Here is an 18,843-nt window from a genome sequence, read left to right as displayed (position 1 = left end):
AACTTGCTTAAATTTCCCGCTAGTTCGTTTCGCAAGACCATCTTCGTCAGACTGGTCGTTACTTATCTGATCGTTATTCTCCCCGTCTTGTTACTGGGCATGTACTTGTATAACTGGAGCTATAAGAACGCCAGTCAAGATCTGTCGAGAGCGACTTTGGCGCAGCTGTCGGATTATCTCGGGGACTTGAACCGCGAAATCGAATGGATGGAAATTCAGCAGTTCGATCTGCTGGATGACAGCGATCTGAACAAACTCGCCGTGACGTGGGACATGATGGATAACGTCAAAAGAAGGGCGAGCTTAAATGACTTGGTGCATCGGCTGGCGACCTTCAAGAATAGCAGTCCCTATATCAAAGATATTAACGTTCATATACGTTCCATAGGCAAATCCGTCTCCGCCGGCAACTCCGTGCACGAGTTCGAAAGCGATAGGTTCAACTTATTTCGTTCGATTGTCTATCAGAAGGAAAACCGGCTCATCAATCGTTACAACGCGCTTCACCTCAGCGCCTCCAAGCAAAGCGGGAAGAGAGGCGAGGAGCCGCTGTTCATCGTACAGATCGAATTGGATACGCAGAAGCTGAAGGATTCGCTCAAGCAAGTCAATATATATCCGGAAAGTCGGTCGTTCCTGCTGTCGGAAAAGTCGGGATTCACGCTAGGGAGCGACGCGGAACCGGAACGGATGTTGAAAAGCTACATCGAAGCGGCGAAGGAGACGGGCGGGGGTATGTCTTTGTTGACGCTGGACGGCCAGAAATATCACATCGATCAGGTGCATTCCAACGAATTGGGGCTGACTGTCGCGACCTATTTGCCGGAGGAAGCGGTCAAAAGGCCGTTAAAAAAATTCGTAACCTGGGCATGGCTGTTCGCCTTAACGGCTCTATGCGCCATTGTCATCTATTTGTTGCTGACGTACCGCTTTGTTCACAAGCCTTTATTGCTTCTTATACAGAGCTTTCGGAGAATGGAGGGCGGCGCTTTGGACATTCAGATCGAGCACGAGAAGAAGGATGAATTCGGCTATCTCTATGATCGGTTCAACCATATGCTCCGGAAGCTGCAAGTGCTCATCGATCAGGATTTCAAGCAAAAGCTGATGATGCAAAAAGCGGAGCTGAAGCAGCTGCAATCCCAGATTAACCCGCATTTTCTGTACAACAGCTTTTTCATCCTGAATTCCTTGGCCAAAACCGGCGATGTGGAAAGAATTGAACAGTTCACCAACATGCTCGGCGAGTATTTCCGATTCATCACGCGCAACGGCGAAGACAACGTGAAGCTGGCGGAAGAAATTAAGCACTCGCGCATGTATACCGAAATTCAGAAGCTTCGATTCTCCAGGCGAATCCGCATTCAATTCGACGAATTGCCGGAGGATATGGAAGCGATCCGCGTCCCAAGATTGATCATTCAGCCTCTGATCGAGAACGCCTACGAACATAGCCTCGAGAAGATGTCGGACGAAGGGAAGCTTCGCTTGACGTTCGAGCGGGATTCCGCGGAAGCCCGAATCATCGTCGAGGACAACGGGGGCGGCATCAGCGATGCCGAGATCGAAGCGTTAAACGAACGGTTGGCCAATCCGAACGAATCCCACGAAATGACGGGCATAATCAACATTCATCGACGAATTCACCTGATCTACGGGGAGGGCAGCGGACTGTTTCTGTCCAGAAGCGAGATGAACGGCCTCCAGGTGAGGGTACGAATTAAGCTAGGGGAGGAAGAGGGCATTGTATAGGCTGTTAATTGTCGACGATGAAGAGATTATCACGGATAGTCTCTACGAAGTGTTCGCAAAGCTCATGCCGGACCGGCTGGACGTATGCAAGGCCTATTCCGGCAAAGAAGCGCTGCATTGGATGTCGCGTACCCGCTTCGATATCGTACTGACCGACATTCGCATGCCCGGTATGAGCGGGCTGGAATTAACCGAAGAGATCCAAGCCTACTGGCCGAGGTGCAAAGTCGTCTTCCTTACCGGATTCAGCGAGTTCGATTATGCCTATAAAGCCATTCAAATGCCCGACGTCAGGTACGTGCTGAAAACGGAAGGCTACGATAAAGTGACGCAAACAGTGCGGGAAGTCATAGACGAGATCACGCGCGGCAACCAAATGAGCGAGCTCGCCCTCCAGTCCCGCGAACAGAAGCTCGTCCTCGAGCTGATGGCACAAGGAGATTATTTAAGGCATCTGCTTCAAGAGAGTCACGTGCTTTGCCAGGATCAAGAGGCGCTGGCCGATGAATTCCGCGAACTGAACATCGATTTGGATCCGGTCGCTCCCGTCGTGCTGGTCCTCGGACGCTTATCGTATCCCGCGGACTGTTCCTATTCCGAGAGAAGCCAGATGCAGACTTCCTCCCGCATGATCTGGAGCTCGTATTTATCCGAACAAACCCGCCAGATAAGCATCATGGACAAGCACGGAGACATGCTTTGGTTTCTTCAGCCTTCCCAGCAGGCAGAGGAGAAGTTCGACAACCGCTTGATTCGTTATTTGGAAGGAACGCTGGAGCTGATTCAGGAGACCTGCTTGGAATCGCTGGGTCTGACAATGGCGTTCACCGTAAGCGGCTCCTCCTGCACTTGGGAAACGATTACGTCGCAATACGAACAGCTTCGCCAGCTGCAACAACTGAAGGTCAGCGACGGGATCTCGGTCATCATAACGGACCGTACCGATTTGCCCGATTCCTCCGAAATGAAGGAAGAGTATCGGATCGGCCGGAAAGTGGAGATTTTGGCGGCGCATCTTGATGCGGACCGGAAAGAGAAGTTCTATGAATGCCTGGAGGAATTGTCGGCAAGCCTGTTCCATCCGAGCCCCAACGTCCAGTTGACGATCGAGGCGTATTATTCGATCGCGCTCGTGCTGCTCTCCTATATCAATCGTTGGGGGCTGCATCGCCAGATTGGCGATTACGGCAAACTGATGCGCCTGGATGACCATTCGTCGATGAAGATCGGCTTTCAATATTTGTCGCACATCGCGGACGACATCTTCAGGATGAAGCGGCTCGACGAGCGTGAAAGGGCTTCGCGTGTTATCGATCAAATCTGCCATTACATTCATGAGAATGTGGGAGAAGATCTGTCCTTGGTTCGGCTAGCGGAGATCAACTATTTCAACCCGACCTATCTATCCCGATTTTTCAAACAGGAGCGGGGCATCAACTTGTCCGAATACATCGATCAAAGCCGGATCCGGAAAGCGATGGAGCTTCTGCGAGAAGGAGAACTCAAAGTCAGGGAGGTAGCGGCTGCCGTCGGATACGATGCAGCCCATTCTTTCACGCGCTTCTTCAAAAAGGAGACGGGAATGACTCCCCAAGAGTATAAGGATACGATCCCGATCGCTAGAGGAGGGTGACCGATCATGCTTAGCGGAAAGAAGCTTCTGCTCGTCCTAGCTTCCGTTCTCGTTTGTCTGGCGGCGATCATCCAATTCCAAAGCAATCCGGAAAGGTCGCAAACAAATAAGGAGGAGATTACAATGAACCATTTCGAGAACACCGACAATCCAACCGTTACCGCTGAAGCGAGCGAAGCCGTTACCACGCCGCCCGCAACAGCGGTAGGCAAGCTTCCGCCTAACGGAAACCCCCTCGTATCGCATAAGTTCGGCGCCGATCCGTACGCGCTCGTCTATGGGGACCGCGTCTATCTGTATATGACGAACGATGTCCTGGAATACGATGCGGACGGCAACGTGAAAGACAATACGTACGGCAACATCAACAAAATATCGGTCATCTCCTCGGATGACCTGGTCAACTGGACCGACCATGGGGAAATTCCGGTTGCCGGTCCGCAAGGCGCGGCCAAATGGGCGACGCAATCGTGGGCGCCTGCGGCCACCCACAAAGTGATCGACGGCAAAGACAAGTTCTTCCTGTATTTCGCCAACAACGCGAGCGGGATCGGCGTGCTCGAGAGCGACAGTCCGACCGGACCTTGGGTCGATCCGATCGGCAAAGCGTTAATCTTGCGATCGACTCCGGGCGTCGAGGACGTTACCTGGCTGTTCGACCCTGCGGTGTTCGTAGACGACGACGGCAAGGCGTATATCTACTTCGGGGGCGGTATTCCGAAAGGGAAAGACGAAATGCCAGATACCGCGCGCGTGATGGAATTGGGCCCGGATATGACCAGCGTTCTAGGTGAAGCGAAGACGATTCCTGCGCCTTTCATGTTCGAGGATGCCGGCATGAACAAATATAACGGCACTTATTACTATACGTACTGCTCCAACTTCTATGGCGGAGCCCGTCCGGAAGGAAGCCCGCCGACCGGGGAAATTGCGTACATGACGAGCGATAGTCCGATGGGACCGTGGACGTACCAGGGCACGATTCTGAAAAATCCTGGACACTTCTTTGGCGTTGGCGGCAATAACCATCATGTGATATTCCAGTTCAACGGCGATTGGTATATCGCTTACCACGCGCAGACGTTGTCCAAAGCGATGGGCGTACCGAAGGGCTATCGTTCCACGCATTTGAACCAGGTGTTCTTCAAGGATGACGGTTCCATCCAAGAGATTCAGGCGGATTACGAGGGCGTGCCGCAGCTCAAGCCGCTGAATCCTTATGCCCGCGTTGCAAGCGCAACGATTGCGTGGAGCGCCGGCGTCGCGACGGAGACACGTGCTGACGGAACGCAGGAGATGGTTGTCACCGATATCGATGATGCGGATTGGATCGCTTTGTCGAAGGTCGATTTCGGCGGCAAAAGGGCTTCCTCGTTCACCGCGGAGGTATCCGGCGCAAGCGAGTCTGCAGTTATCGAGCTTCGTCTGGACGCGCCGGACGGCAAGCTGATTGGATCACTCACCGCGTCCAAGGTAATGGGAGAACAATGGACCGAGCTGACGACGGAAGTGTCGGGGGCCGACGGCGTTCACGACTTGTACTTTGTCTTTAGAGGAAAGTCCGGCCAGAAGCTGCTCAAGCTAAGCGGGTGGAAGTTCAGCGAATAGAGGACATAGGCAAAAGAACGCAATAAAAATAACGAGCGCTCTCGGTTTCGATACCGAGAGCGCTCGCTGTTTATATATGAATTACGCCGTAACCAAGATTTGCTTCCGATATTCGTTCGCGCTCGCTCCCGTATATTCCTTGAACTTCTTATAGAACCAATCGATTTCCGTATATCCGACTTCACCCGCGATTTCATAAATTCTCATGTCCGTCTGTTCGAGCAGGCGTTTCGCTTTCTCCATCCGTTGCTGCAGCAAATATTCGTTGAAGGTCATGTTTTCTTCGCTCTTGAATTTCTGGCCCAAGTACGCGCAGTTAAAGTGCAATTCGTCCGATATTTTTTTGAGTGATACGTTCCGGTGCAGTTCCTCCTTCACGTATTTTTTAACCACGTCAATAATCGAAGATTGTGAACGGCGCTTTCTTTTCAAGGCTGGGAGAATGAACGCATCCTGCAGCGTCTTGCCGTCAAGCTCCCATTTCACCGACTGCAGGCTTGCGGCTAGATCGTCTGGGAGAGCAGGGTCCGCCAAGTAATCGCTTACCTGATAGGTCAAAGCTTGCCGCGCCAGGTTGAAATCATGATCACCGCCGATGAGAATGATCGGCACGCGGCTGATTTGCCGTATCAGGCCGCAGAGCTGAAGTCCGTCAGATTGTAAGCGCTTAATATTTAGGAGTATAAGGGAGAACTTCTGCTTGTCGATGAATGTAAGGGCGTCGGCGGAATTATCGGCAAAGTCCTGGATGACAAAGCCCGATTGGCTCCAGTCGAGCATGCGAAGTGTATGTTCTCTCGATTGGACATTCGGATCTACGAGCAACACCTTATACACGCGAAGAACCTCCCCTTCAAAAATTGTCAGCTATGGATGTAGACCTGCCCGCGCAAATGACTGCGCTTTCATTATGTTCGGCGGCAGGAGGAACGACAATGTGCATCTCTTTAGGTAAGGGTGCATTTGTTTACCTCTTCAACAAAGTGATTGAAAGCGGTGTCAAAACCTATAAATCAACGGGTGAAACATCTGAATAACGGCAGGTTGTGGCTCCAAAATGTAAGCGTTACACTTTTCGGTGTAATCCAATTTTAGGGGGGAATAAGATGCGTAATAAGAAGTTTTCGACAGTGTTAGTCAGTTTGTTGATGGTCGGTGCATTGGCTGCTTGCGGCGGTAACAACAGCAATAACAGCAGTGCAAGCCCGAGTGATGCGCCAAGCAGCTCGGCTGCGGCCGAGCCGTCCGCATCCGCGATCGCTTCCGCTTCGGTAGAGGTCGATCAAGGAACGCCGGACATGGATTTCGACTTGGGCGGCAGAGTGATCAAAGTTGTATCGTGGTGGGATATGACGCCGCAAGAGAGAAATCCGGACGAAATTGCGAAGAAGAAAAACCTGGAAGAGCTGCAGAAGAAGCATAACTTCACAATGGAGTTCGTTAGCGTCGACTTCGGCGAATATCAAGAGAAGGTGACGGCATCCCTTCTCGCAGGACAGCCGATCGGCGATATCGTCAGAGTGGGCAGAAACTACTCGATTCCATCGCTGGTGCAGCAGGATTTGCTGTGGCAGGTAGATGAGTATACGAAGAACGCTAACGCGTTCGATCAAGACGCGACCAACAAATGGGGTATGTTCAACGGAAGAAGCTACTTGTTCTCGGAGGCTCGTGAAAACCTGGCGCAAGGTATCTTCTACAACCGTACGCTTATGAATCAGCTCGGCATTAAGCCGCTGCAAGATTATGTGAACGAAGAAACGTGGAATTGGGATACGCTCATTCAAGTCGCCAAAGACGCGAACAAAGATACGAATAACGACGGCAAGCTGGATACTTGGGGTCTCGCAAACCCAGGCCTGATGGATCCGGCACTGTACTCCAACGGCGCTGCTCTTACAATCGGAGACAAGCAGACGTTGGACGATCCGAAAACGGTCGAGGCGCTTAACTTCGTATCACGAATCGCAACCGAGAAGGCGGCGAGACCGACGGAAGGCGGAGACTGGACGGAGCCTGGTCAATTTTTCCGTCAAGGCAACACGCTGATGTATACTGGCGCAATGTGGGAAATCGGCGGATTGAAGACGGACATGAAAGATTACGACATCGGCTTCGTTCCATTCCCGAAAGGACCGAGCGCGGATACCTACCATTCCTTGGAAGGCATGTACCAGGCATTGTCGATTCCGAAAGCCATCAAGGATCCGGATAAGCTCCTGTATATTTGGGAGAAATTCAACGATATTGATTCCATCTATGATTATCAAGGCCAGGCAGGTTATGAACAAAATCTGTCCACAGAAGAAGATATTAATAATGCGAAGTTGTCCGCTGCAGGCTTGCTCGTTCTTGAACACTTCACGTTTCCGGATTTCCCGTATTATCCAATCAGCGGCGATCTTCTTAACGGAGAATCGGTATCGACTGTAATCGAGAAGTATAAGGCGCCTGCACAAGCGGCAATTGACGCGATTTACAAGAAATAATCTATAAGCAGCTAATAGTCCCCATTTAGATCCTTTCTATAATGGGGACTATTATTGAATTTCGATCTCTTGCCGCAGGAGGGGAGTAGCGTTGAAGATTTTGAAGAAGAAATACGGAACGATCATTCTCGTGCTGGTCATCTTTTTTTTATGCGTTTGGGCGTTCTACCCTTCGGATCGCGCGGGTATCGGACGCATTCAGGATATGCCTGATTTCGTTGCGGTTACCGATTCGGAAGCACAGGATGGGTATGATGCCTATTTGAATAACGCCTCGACTGCAGAGCGGCCTGACCAAGTTATTCGAATTGAGGGTGAAAGATACTCTAAGACTGATGGGGAAGGATTCGAGGTCGCGGATCAGTACCAAGGCTTGGATGGAAAAGCCGTGATTACGCCGGATACGGGATCGATCAGTTGGGATGTTAATATCGATAACCCTGGCTTGTACAACGTTAGAATCCACTATTATCCGATCAAAGGCAAAAGCGCGTCAATCGAGAGGGAGTTCTCCATCAATCAGGAAGTGCCCTTCAAGGGCGCCGAAATCATTTTTTTCAAACGGCTTTGGGGCAATCGGGACGCGGAAATCAAACGGGACGACCGGGGCAACGATCTGCGGCCGAGACAAGTAGAGAAACCAGCATGGCGGCTCACAGCGTTCGCGGACAGCGACGGATATTACGACGAACCGTACCTGTTCAACTTCGGCAAGGGGATTCAAACCCTTACGCTGACGGCGCTTAGAGAGCCTATGGCCATTGATTATATCGAGTTGTATCAGGATGAAAGCGTAAAGACTTATGCCGAGACGAAGAGTGAATACGAAGCCGCGGGCATCGGAGCCGGCAAGGATCAATTCCTTCTCGTTCAGGCGGAGGACGCCGTCTTGAAGTCTTCCCCGACGCTATATCCGGTCTCGGACCGATCGAGCGCAACGGTCATGCCGCAGAACGATTCGAAGATCAGAATCAATTCGATCGGAGGAACCAACTGGAAGCTGCCCGGTCAATGGATCGAGTGGGAAGTCGACGTGAAGGAAGACGGCTTGTATCAAATCGCCTTAAAGCGGAAGCAGGATCAGCTTCGGGGCATTTACGCCACGCGAAGCCTGATGATCGACGGCGAATACCCGTTCAATGAAATGAAGCGGATTCGTTTCGATTTCAGCATGGATTGGCAAATGGACGTACTGGGCGGCGATGAGCCTTATTTGTTCCATTTGACGAAAGGTAAGCATGTCATTCGTATTACGAATACGCTGGGCGATATCGCTCCATTGCTTCAGACGATCGAATCGAGCGTGCTGGAGCTCAACGAGATGTACCGCAAGATCTTGATCATTACATCGAACACGCCTGATACGTATCGAGATTACCAACTGGAGAAACGGATTCCCAGCATGGTAGACGTGTTCAAGAAGCAAGCTAAAACGATTCAAAGCGTTGCCGATTATTTGGAACAAGCGACTGGGGAGCGGAGCGATAAAGTCGCCGTTCTTCACACGTTGGTTCGCCAGCTAAAAGAGATGGCCGACGAACCGGAGACGGTTGCCAAACGCCTCGGTTCGTTAAAAATCAACATCGGCGGTCTTGGCACATGGATCCTGACCGTCAGGGAGCAGCCGCTTAAGCTCGACTACCTTGTCGTTTCTTCGCCCGACCGGGAAGTTCCGAAGGCGGAAGCGTCATTCTTGGATACGGCGGGGCACGAGCTCGGCGCCTTCGTCGCGTCGTATACCGAAGACTACGACAGCATCGGCAATATCGGAGACAGCGACCGTTCGGTCAACGTCTGGATTACGACGGGACGAGACCAGGCGCAAGTACTTAAAGGCTTAATAGACGAAACCTTCACGCCGGAGACGAACATTTCGGTGCATCTCAAGCTTGTTCCGGGCAATATATTGCTTCCCGCGACGCTCGCCGGCGAAGGCCCGGACGTCGCGATGCAGATCGGGGAAGACGTGCCCGTCAACTACGCGATGCGTAAATCCGCGGCCGATTTGTCCGTTTTCCCTGATTTCAAGGAAGTCGCCGCGCGGTTCCGGGATAGCGCGCTGGAACCATACAAATACAATGGGGGCATCTACGCTCTGCCTGAGCAGCAAACGTTCCCGATGCTGTTCTATCGCAAGGATATACTCAAGGAATTGAATTTGGAGCCTCCGGAAACTTGGCAGGACGTCTATAACATGATCCCCGTTCTGCAAAAGCACAACATGGATTTTTGGTTGCCGCTCGAGAATCCGACGAACAACGCGACGCTCGTTCCGAATGCAACGTTCTCTATGCTGCTCTATCAGAACGGAGGGCAATTCTACACGGACGACAGCAAGAAGAGCGCGCTCGATTCCGACATGTCCATGGAAGTGTTCAAGAAATGGACGCAATTTTACACCAATTATAAGTTCCCGGTGATAGCGGACTTCCCAAACCGATTCCGGACAGGGGAGATGCCGATCGGCATTGCGGATTACACGACTTATAACATGCTGACGGTCATGGCGCCGGAAATCAAAGGCTTGTGGGACTTTACAATGGTTCCCGGCACGGAGATGGAAGACGGCACGGTCAACCATAATGTCGCCAGCCATACGACCTCCGTCTTGATGCTCGACAATTCGGACGACAAGCAGTCGGCATGGGAATTCATGAAATGGTGGACGGACAAGGAGACGCAGGTCGCTTACGGACGCGAGATGGAAGGGCTGCTAGGCGAGTCGGCACGTTATCCGACGGCCAATATCGAATCGCTTCAGGAATTGCCTTGGCCGGTTAAAGATTATAAAAATTTGGAAAACCAATGGCAATGGGTTCAGGGAATTCCGCAAGTTCCTGGCGGCTATTTCACCGGCCGGCATCTGGACAACGCGTTCCGGAAGGTTATCAACGCCAATCAAAACCCGCGCGAATCGTTGTCGGATTATATCTTGTACATCAATAACGAAATCGCGGTCAAGCGAAAAGAATTCAACTTACCGAAATAGCATGGGGGTGAAAGACGATGCAAGCCGAAACATCGCGTCCTACCGTACCGAACCTCATCCATACGAATAAGCCATCGCGCTTGGCGCTGAAGTGGAAGGAAATGAAGAAAAGCAAGCATCATTACCTCTTGATGAGTCCCTACATGCTCATTTTCTTCACCTTTACCGTCATTCCCGTCGTTTTCTCGTTAATCTTGAGCTTCACTTACTTTAATATGCTCGAGTTTCCGCGATTCGTCGGGCTGCAAAACTACTCCAGGCTGCTGCTGGACGATGACGTGTTCATGATCGCGTTGAAAAATACGTTATTGTTCGCGCTTATCACCGGTCCGATCAGCTATATCGCCTGTTTTCTGTTCGCGTGGATCATTAACGAGCTGTCGCCGAAAGTACGCGCCTTCATGACGTTGGTCTTCTATGCGCCGTCGATTGCGGGGAACGTGTTTTTCATTTGGCTGATCGTTTTCTCGGGAGACAGGTACGGCTATTTGAACGGTTTTCTAATGAAATATGGATTTAAATTGGAACCGATTCTATGGTTAACGACCGAAAAGTATATTCTTCCCATCATTATCATCGTCCAGCTGTGGCTTAGTCTCGGTACGAGCTTCCTGGCCTTTATTGCGGGCCTGCAGACGATAGACAAATCGCTGGTCGAAGCCGGCGCGATGGACGGAATCAAGAACCGGTGGCAGGAGTTGTGGTACATCACGCTGCCTTCCATGAGGCCGCAGCTGATGTTCGGCGCCGTTATGCAGATTACCGCATCGTTCGCGGTCGCCGACGTTTCGATCGCCCTGGCGGGCTTCCCGAGCGTCAACTACGCGGGGCATACCATCGTTACCCATTTGATCGACTATGGCACGATTCGTTTCGAGATGGGATACGCATCCGCGATCGCTACGGTGCTCTTCCTCATGATGATCGGGGCTAACATGCTGACGCAAAAATTGCTGAGAAGGGTAGGTGAGTGACGTTGGGCGTCAAATTGCTCTCGGGCTTTCGGCTATCGAGAAAGCTCAATCGCTCTTTTACCGTCAGCTTTTTGCTGTTCCTGCTCCTGGCCGTATTCGGTTGCTTCATGGCGCTGCCGTTAATTTTTGCGGTGAACAATGCTTTTAAGCCGCTTGACGAGCTGTTTATCTTCCCTCCGCGCATGTTCGTGAACAATCCGACCACGGATAACTTCTACGACTTGTTGGCGCTAATGGGAAATTCGTGGGTACCGCTCTCCCGTTATATCGCCAATACGCTGTTCATTACGGTAGTCGGTACCATGGGACATATTCTGCTCGCGTCAGCCGCTGCTTACCCGCTGGCGAAATACCGGTTCCCGGGCTCCAAAATGCTCTTTAATATCGTCGTATTATCCTTGATGTTCTCAGTGGCGGTTACCTCTATTCCAAACTATATGGTGATGTCCTGGCTAGGATGGATCAATACGCACGCTTCGATCATTGTGCCGTCGCTCGCTTTCTCGCTTGGGCTGTTTCTGATGAAGCAATTCATGGAGCAAATACCGGACGCGCTCTTGGAGGCGGCCAAGATTGACGGAGCTGACGAGTACCGGATCTATTGGACGATCGTAATGCCGAACGTGAAGCCCGCGTGGTTAACGCTGATGATTTTGCAGTTCCCTATTCTGTGGGGAAGCGATGGCGGCAATTTCATCTACAGCGAGGATCTAAAGACGCTTCACTATGCGCTCGGACAGATCATTCAGGGAGGGATCGCCCGAGCGGGCGTCGGAGCGGCGGTCGCACTGATGCTGATGATCGTTCCGATCACGCTCTTCATCATCTCCCAGAGCAGCGTCATTCAGACGATGGCGACTTCCGGGATGAAAGAGTAGAAAGGAGGTGTGCACGATGTCGAAAAACTTGAAAAAAGTGAAAGTATACATCCTCGTTGCGTTATGCGGCTTGCTTGGCGTCAGCATAGGCGGCAATGCTGTCTACGCCGACGAGAGCGGCGGTTCCTATAATTATTCCGCTCGGGGAAATCCGGTCGCTTCGCCTTCGGCTTACCAGGCGACGACGCTGTGGACCGGCGAGAAGCTGGGCGTAGGCGCGTTCAAAGAGCCCGCCGATCTTCATGTCACGGCGGATAAGCACCTCTACGTGATGGACTCCGGCAACAACCGGATTGTCGTCTTGGATGAACAATTCAAGCTCGTCGGAACGATCGATTCTTTCAACCGTGAAGGGCAAGCGGATACGTTCAACAACCCGCAAGGCCTGTTCGTAACGGATAACGGTCAAGTGTACGTGGCCGATACGGGGAACCAAAGAATCGTCCATCTCGATCCGGAAGGCAAGCTGGTCCAGATCGTCGATTCCCCGGAGTCAGAGTCGCTGCCGGACGACTTCCAATTTCAGCCGGTTCGGTTAGCCGTTGACAAGGCGCAGCGGATCTACACGATGGCGACAGGCGTTTTCGACGGATTCATGGAATTCAGCGCCGACGGCACCTTTACTTCTTTCATTGGCGCCAATAAAGTACAATTCAGTCCGGCCGAGCGCTTCTGGAAGATGCTGTCGACAAAGGCGCAGAAGAGCCAGATGGTGATGTTCATTCCTACGGAATTTACGAATCTCGATATCGACGATCAAGGCTTCATCTATGCCACGAACGGACAAGGGAACGATGACGTAAAGAAGCTGAACGCGCACGGCAACGATATTCTGAGAAGAGAAGGGTATTTCGACCCGGGGGGCGATGTCTGGATCAGTTCCTACGTCGGCAGCCCGAGGCTCACAGATATTGATGTCACGGACAGCGATATCTACTCGGTTCTCGATGTCAAGAGAGGACGCATCCTCACGTACAACGGCGACGGGTATCTAATGTACGTGTTCGGTGAGCTTGGCAACCAGCTTGGCGAATTCAATACACCGGTGGCCTTCGATCGGATCGGGGACGACTTCCTCGTGCTGGATAAGGCCCTGGGAGAAATTACGGTATTCGAAACGACGGAGTACGGCCGAGCGCTCAACGAAGCGGTCAGAAGCTATTACAAAGGCGACGAGGAGCAGGCGAACCGGTTGTACGATAAGACGACCCAAATGAACGCGAACTTGGATTTCGCCTATTCGGGAATCGGCAAAGCGAAGCTTCGTCAAGGCTACTACGCCGAGGCAATGGATTACTTCAAACGAAGCTTGGATCAGAAAAATTACTCGAAGGCGTTTCTTCTCTACCGCAAGCAAGTGCTTCGGGATCACTTTACCGAGATCTCAGCCGGCTTGATCGTGCTCGTTGCATGCCTATACCTGTGGAGAAGATACCGGAAAGCGAAAGGGGGAAAGAAAGTTGTCGCCGCTTAGCAGAGAGTATAAATTCCCTTTTCATCTCATCGTGCATCCCTTTAAGGGTTTTTGGGATTTGAAATACGAACACAGCCGGAAGACGAGCCTCGTCGTTTCCTTCGCCATACTGCTCTTGATGGTTGTTACGAACATCTTGCAGAGTCAGTACAGCGGATTCGTGGTCAACCTTTCCGATTCGGACGACATGAACAGCATCATGGAAATCCTGTACGTGGTTATACCCGTATTGTTCTGGTGCGTGGCCAACTGGTCGCTTACGACGCTTATGGACGGAGAAGGGAGATTCGTCGAGATCTTCGTCTCGACATGCTATGCGATGACTCCTATCGTCATCATTAACTTGCCTTGGGTGTTGCTCAGTAATTATATTTCGCTGCAAGAGGCGTCCTTTTATCATTTTTCCGGCAGCTTCGCGACCATTTGGTTCGTGTCCCTCTTATTCGTCGGAAACATGACAGTACATCAATATACGCCGGTCAAGACGGTGTGGACGATTCTATTGACCGTCGTGACGATGGCATTCATGGCGTTCTTGTGCCTATTGTTCTTTAGTCTGATCCAGCAAATTGTAAGCTTCGTCTATACGATATCCCAAGAGATTTCCTTGAGAAGCTAAGGAAGGAGGCATACCCATGAGGTTGGCCAGTAAGGCGCTGCTAATCGCGTGCTGCGCGGTCCTCATTCTCGTTGCAGGATGCAGCGATTCCGTATCGGACAATACAACGCAAGAGAGCGGTTTGGCCGTGACGGCCTTTACGCCGGGCAAAGCATTGAGCGCTTCCTTCACGGATGCTCGAGTTGCTAACATGAAAGGCGTCGCCGAGAACGATCGGCTGCGTTTGTTCGTCGACGAAGCATCAGGCTCCGTTGCCGTTCTGAACAAGAATACCGGTGCGATCTGGTACAGCAACCCGCCCGAACGGGAGTCGGATTCGTTCGCGTCGGGGGTTAACAAAGATTTGTTGTCCTCTCAAATCAAGATGGATTTCTACAATAATCTCGGCCAGATCAGTTCGATCAATACGTACACGGACAGCGTGGCATATAAGCAGATCAAATTCGAAGCTATACCGAACGGCGTCAGGGCGTCCTATCATTTCGGAACGGCCCAAAAAACGTTCGAAGACATGCCTCCTATGTTCAGCAAAGCCCGGTTTGAGGAAGTGTTGAGCAAATTAGATAAGGCGGGCCAACGCGCGCTGAGTATCTCCTATAAGGAGGATAAGGAGAAATCGGTGTACGTCCGAAACGACGCAGCGCTGACAGGGATCCAACTGGTGCGGGCGCTCAAAGCGCTCGAGACCGCGGGTTATACGGAAGAGGATCTGATGAAAGATGCGGCCGAACTGAATATGGATCTGACGAAGCCGGAGCCGCGGATTTTCCAGGCTTCGATCGAGTATACCTTGGATGTCGATAGTCTTATCGCCAAAATCCCCGTCTCCAGCATCTATTATCCCGAGGAATATCCAGTGAACATGGTTTCCATGCTACGCTTCTTCGGCGCGGGAGGATCTGATGCGGAAGGCTCGATTTTTGTACCGGATGGCTCGGGAGCGCTCATCCGCTTCAACAATGGTAAAACCAGATATCCGGCCTACCAGCAGCTCGTATACGGGTCAGACCAGACGATTGACCGGACCGAAGACGCCTCGAGGGAGCAAAACGTTAGACTGCCGGTATTCGGAATGGTCAGGGAAGGCCAAGCGTTCCTCGGCATCATCGAGGAAGGCGCGGCGGCGGCAACGATCAACGCGGACGTCGCCGGCAGACTGAACAGCTACAACAACGTGTATCCGAGCTTCTATGTGATCAATAAGGATGAGGTCACCTTGTTTGCGAACGAACAGCAGCGTTCGCTGCCGAAATTCCAAGAAAATCCGATGAAGACGGATTACACGGTACGATACGCCTTCCTGAGCGGAGAAGATGCCTCCGTCTCGGGCATGGCGAAGTATTACCAGCAATATCTGCTTAAGAAGAACGGACTTCCGCAGACGGAGACGAGGGCTGAGAAGAAGGACGTTCCGTTCTACTTACAGTTGGTTGGCAGCATCTCCAAGCAGAAACACTTCGCCGGTATACCTTACGACGCGCTCGAGTCGCTTACGACGTTCGATCAGGCGCAAAGCATCGTCACGGAGGCGCAACAGCGCGATATTCGCAACCTGAAGGTCAAATTCGCCGGCTGGTTCAACGAAGGGCTCGATCACGAAGTTCCGGATCACGTATCGGTCGACAAAGCCGTCGGCGGGAGCAAAGGGTTTAAGGATTTCGCGTCGTTCGCGAAAGAGAAAGGCGTTTCCTTCTTCCCGGACGTCGCCTTTCTTGTCGCCAACTCGGGCGAAAACTTCGACCAAGCAGACGATGCCTCGAGAACGCTCAGGGACGAACCTGCCATGCTGTTCCCGATAAACTTGGCTACGAATCGACGGGATCGTAATAAACCGCCTTCCTACGTCGTATCGCCTCGGCTTATCGGATCGTATGTGGACACGGTGCTGGAGAGCTTGCGCGACTTTAAGGCCAGCGGCATTTCGCTGCGGGATATGACCGATTCCTTGAACAGCGATTATCGGGAAAATAAACAAATCGACCGGGTGAAGTCCCAAGGGTTATCGACCCAAGCTCTCGACAAGCTGCTCGGCGACAAGCTGGAGATCATGGGCAACGGAGGCAACGAATTTACGCTTCCGTACTTGACGGACATTACGGACGCGCCGATGTCATATAGCCGGTTCAAGCTCGAGGACGAAGAAGTTCCGTTCTATCAAATGGTTATCCATGGCTATATCGACTATACGGGCACGCCGTTCAATCTATCCACCTATAACGATGTTAGACAGTACGTGCTCAAATGTCTTGAATACGGTGCGGGCGTGTACTTCGAGTGGATCTATGAACCGAACTATAAGGTGAATGATACGGATTACGATAGGCTGTACGCCGTGAATTACGAGCTATGGATCGATCAAGCCGCAGAAATCTACAAGGAAGTGAACGGGGTACTGGGCAGCGTCCAAGGCCAGCGGATGATTTCGCACGAGAAGCTGAGCGAGGGCGTATTCAAAACCGTCTACGAGAACGGAACGTACGTCATGGTGAACTATAACGGTTCGCAAGCTCAGGTCGATGGCAAGACGATCGAAGCCGAAAGCTATCTAACGGGTGGTGAGCAATCTTGAAATTCCTTCCGAAGCTCCGCTTAAGCGAGAGGACCTATGCGCAGAAGAAAGCAATGTGGGGCTTTATCTACGTCTTGCCATGGCTGTTAGGCTTTATCTTCTTTTTCTTCGTGCCTTTGATCTCTTCGCTGCGATTCAGCTTGAGTTCGGTTGAAGCCAATTCCAACGGCATCATTGTTAATTTCATCGGATTCAAGAACTACACGGAAGCGTTAACGGTCAATACGAGCTTCAACCGCATCCTGACGGAATCGATCACGAACATGGTCGTTAATGTGCCTTTGATCGTTATCTTCAGCTTGTTTCTGGCGGTGCTGCTGAATCAGAAATTTATCGGAAGAACGTTAGCGCGAGCGATCTTCTTCCTGCCGGTCATTCTCGCTTCCGGTGTCATCATGGCGCTGGACAGCACAAGCTTGGTTCAAGCGATCAACGACACCAATGCAGGCGGCCCTATCGTTGGCGGGCTGGGCAGCTTCGAGCTGGCGATGATGATGGAAGATGCGGGCGCTAACGAAATCATCATCAATTATTTGACGGGAGCCGTAGACCGCATCTATCAGATCGTAAGCCAATCGGGCGTACAAATTCTCATTTTCCTGGCGGGCATTCAGACGATATCGCCGCAGCTGTACGAGGCTTCCAAGATGGAGGGCGCAACCGGGTACGAAGCGTTCTGGAAAATCACGTTCCCAATGGTCAGCCCGCTCATTCTGGTGAACGTCATTTACACGATCATCGATTCGTTCTCGAGGAACGCCATGACGGACTTGATCCGGGAAACCGGGTTCACTGCGTTTAACTTCGGGCTTAGCTCCGCGATGGCGTGGATCTACTTCCTGGCAGTGTCCCTGATCCTGCTGATCAGCTCCTATCTGATTTCTAGGAAGGTGTTCTACTATGATTAGAGCGAATATGAGTACGTTGGCTACCTGGCTGTTGGCCCGATTACTATCGTTCCAATCCTGGAAAAGAGGGCTTTGGTCTTGCGTGCGGCTCGGTCTAATCCTGGGTCTGTCGTTCGTGATCATCTATCCTATTCTCCAGAAGATCGCCACGGCGATCAAGGACAAATCCGATCTGTATTCGCCGATCGTGATCTGGGTTCCCGAGCATTATACATGGGATAATTTCAAGCAGGCCATTAGGATAATGGACTATTGGACGACACTGGGCAATACGTTCACCCTGTCGGCGATGACGACGGTTCTGACCGCGATTTCGTGCGCGTTCGCGGGTTACGGATTTGCCCGGTTGAAATTCAAAGGAAGCAATTTGCTGTTCATGGGAGTCATCCTGACGATCCTCGTGCCGCCGACGACGATTCTCATTCCCGTGTACTTGAACCTGAAGGACTTGAATATGCTCAATACGCATTGGCCGTTTATTCTCACGTCCTTGACGGCGAATTCGATGAAGGCGGGACTCTATATCTTCATCTTCCGGCAATTTTTCAGGGGCATACCGAAGGAAGTCGAGGAAGCCGCCTATATCGATGGCGCCGGCGTCAGCAAGACATTCACCAGAATTATGCTGCCTAACGCGCTTCCTGCCATCGTGACCGTGCTGCTCTTCTCATTCGTATGGCAATGGAACGACAGCTTCTACACGACGACGTACTTGACGACAAGCAAGGTCATGTCGATTCAGCTATCTTCGCTGCCTTACAATCTGAGGATTATGCTGAGCGACGGCGTCTCTTCCGGAGCGGATCCGTTCTATCAGAGCATGGTGCTGGATACGGGCATGCTGCTCGCCATCGTGCCGCTTGTTCTGATGTATATATTCGTACAGCGTTACTTCGTCGAAAGCGTTGAGCGCACGGGGATTGTTGGTTAATGAATCCGAAATGAACAAG

The 18,843-nt window shown here is 51.7% G+C and carries 13 protein-coding genes; 12 read left to right on the top strand and 1 reads right to left on the bottom strand.

Annotation, left to right across the window (positions count from 1 at the left end; translation table 11 throughout):
* Positions 1 to 3: 3 nt before the first annotated feature.
* Genes ACESLK_RS03920 through ACESLK_RS03910 form a run of 3 tightly spaced genes read left to right on the top strand, consistent with a single transcriptional unit; the run spans position 4 to position 4,993 of the window.
* The gene (locus tag ACESLK_RS03920; protein WP_372662525.1) at positions 4 to 1,752 is read left to right on the top strand and encodes a sensor histidine kinase; all 1,749 of its coding nucleotides are present in this window, start codon (positions 4 to 6) and stop codon (positions 1,750 to 1,752) included.
* Positions 1,745 to 3,385 carry a response regulator transcription factor gene (locus tag ACESLK_RS03915; RefSeq protein WP_372662522.1) on the top strand — a complete coding sequence of 547 codons (1,641 nt, stop codon included), beginning with the start codon at positions 1,745 to 1,747 and terminating at the stop codon, positions 3,383 to 3,385. The genes ACESLK_RS03920 and ACESLK_RS03915 overlap by 8 nt, the downstream gene beginning before the upstream one ends.
* Positions 3,386 to 3,391: 6 nt before the next feature.
* Complete coding sequence (locus ACESLK_RS03910) at positions 3,392 to 4,993, top strand: glycoside hydrolase family 43 protein (RefSeq protein ID WP_372662519.1); 1,602 nt, start codon at positions 3,392 to 3,394, stop codon at positions 4,991 to 4,993.
* An 81-nt stretch (positions 4,994 to 5,074) separates the two neighbouring features.
* On the opposite strand, the gene ACESLK_RS03905 is transcribed toward ACESLK_RS03910, so the two are convergent.
* Positions 5,075 to 5,830 carry a response regulator transcription factor gene (locus tag ACESLK_RS03905; protein WP_372662516.1) on the bottom strand — a complete coding sequence of 252 codons (756 nt, stop codon included), beginning with the start codon at positions 5,828 to 5,830 and terminating at the stop codon, positions 5,075 to 5,077.
* Positions 5,831 to 6,099: 269 nt separating this feature from the next.
* On the opposite strand from ACESLK_RS03905, the gene ACESLK_RS03900 reads away from it, so the two are divergent.
* The 9 genes from ACESLK_RS03900 to ACESLK_RS03860 all read left to right on the top strand — a co-directional run bounded on the left by ACESLK_RS03900 (position 6,100) and on the right by ACESLK_RS03860 (position 18,824).
* A complete protein-coding gene (locus ACESLK_RS03900; protein WP_372662514.1) occupies positions 6,100 to 7,482 on the top strand; it encodes an ABC transporter substrate-binding protein in 1,383 nt (460 codons plus the stop codon).
* Between the two features lie 91 nt (positions 7,483 to 7,573).
* Positions 7,574 to 10,471: an extracellular solute-binding protein gene (locus tag ACESLK_RS03895; protein WP_372662511.1), complete on the top strand. Its 2,898-nt coding sequence runs from the start codon at positions 7,574 to 7,576 to the stop codon at positions 10,469 to 10,471.
* A 17-nt stretch (positions 10,472 to 10,488) separates the two neighbouring features.
* Positions 10,489 to 11,445, top strand: coding sequence for a carbohydrate ABC transporter permease (locus ACESLK_RS03890; RefSeq protein WP_372662508.1), 957 nt, complete (start codon positions 10,489 to 10,491; stop codon positions 11,443 to 11,445).
* Positions 11,446 to 11,447: 2 nt separating this feature from the next.
* Positions 11,448 to 12,323 carry a carbohydrate ABC transporter permease gene (locus tag ACESLK_RS03885; protein ID WP_372662746.1) on the top strand — a complete coding sequence of 292 codons (876 nt, stop codon included), beginning with the start codon at positions 11,448 to 11,450 and terminating at the stop codon, positions 12,321 to 12,323.
* A 16-nt stretch (positions 12,324 to 12,339) separates the two neighbouring features.
* The gene (locus ACESLK_RS03880; protein WP_372662505.1) at positions 12,340 to 13,797 is read left to right on the top strand and encodes an SMP-30/gluconolactonase/LRE family protein; all 1,458 of its coding nucleotides are present in this window, start codon (positions 12,340 to 12,342) and stop codon (positions 13,795 to 13,797) included.
* A complete protein-coding gene (locus ACESLK_RS03875; RefSeq protein WP_372662502.1) occupies positions 13,784 to 14,416 on the top strand; it encodes a Yip1 family protein in 633 nt (210 codons plus the stop codon). The genes ACESLK_RS03880 and ACESLK_RS03875 overlap by 14 nt, the downstream gene beginning before the upstream one ends.
* A 16-nt stretch (positions 14,417 to 14,432) precedes the next feature.
* Positions 14,433 to 16,985 (top strand): DUF5696 domain-containing protein, encoded by a 2,553-nt coding sequence (locus tag ACESLK_RS03870; RefSeq protein WP_372662498.1) that lies wholly within the window; start codon positions 14,433 to 14,435, stop codon positions 16,983 to 16,985.
* Positions 16,986 to 17,038: 53 nt separating this feature from the next.
* A complete protein-coding gene (locus ACESLK_RS03865) occupies positions 17,039 to 17,893 on the top strand; it encodes a carbohydrate ABC transporter permease (protein ID WP_372662743.1) in 855 nt (284 codons plus the stop codon).
* Positions 17,886 to 18,824 carry a carbohydrate ABC transporter permease gene (locus ACESLK_RS03860; protein WP_372662495.1) on the top strand — a complete coding sequence of 313 codons (939 nt, stop codon included), beginning with the start codon at positions 17,886 to 17,888 and terminating at the stop codon, positions 18,822 to 18,824. Before ACESLK_RS03865 ends, ACESLK_RS03860 begins: the two co-directional genes overlap by 8 nt.
* Positions 18,825 to 18,843 lie beyond the last annotated feature (19 nt).

Origin of the sequence: Cohnella sp., assembly GCF_041640265.1 — a bacterium.
GTDB lineage: Bacteria > Bacillota > Bacilli > Paenibacillales > Paenibacillaceae > Cohnella.
This window is presented reverse-complemented; position numbering and strand designations above follow the sequence as displayed.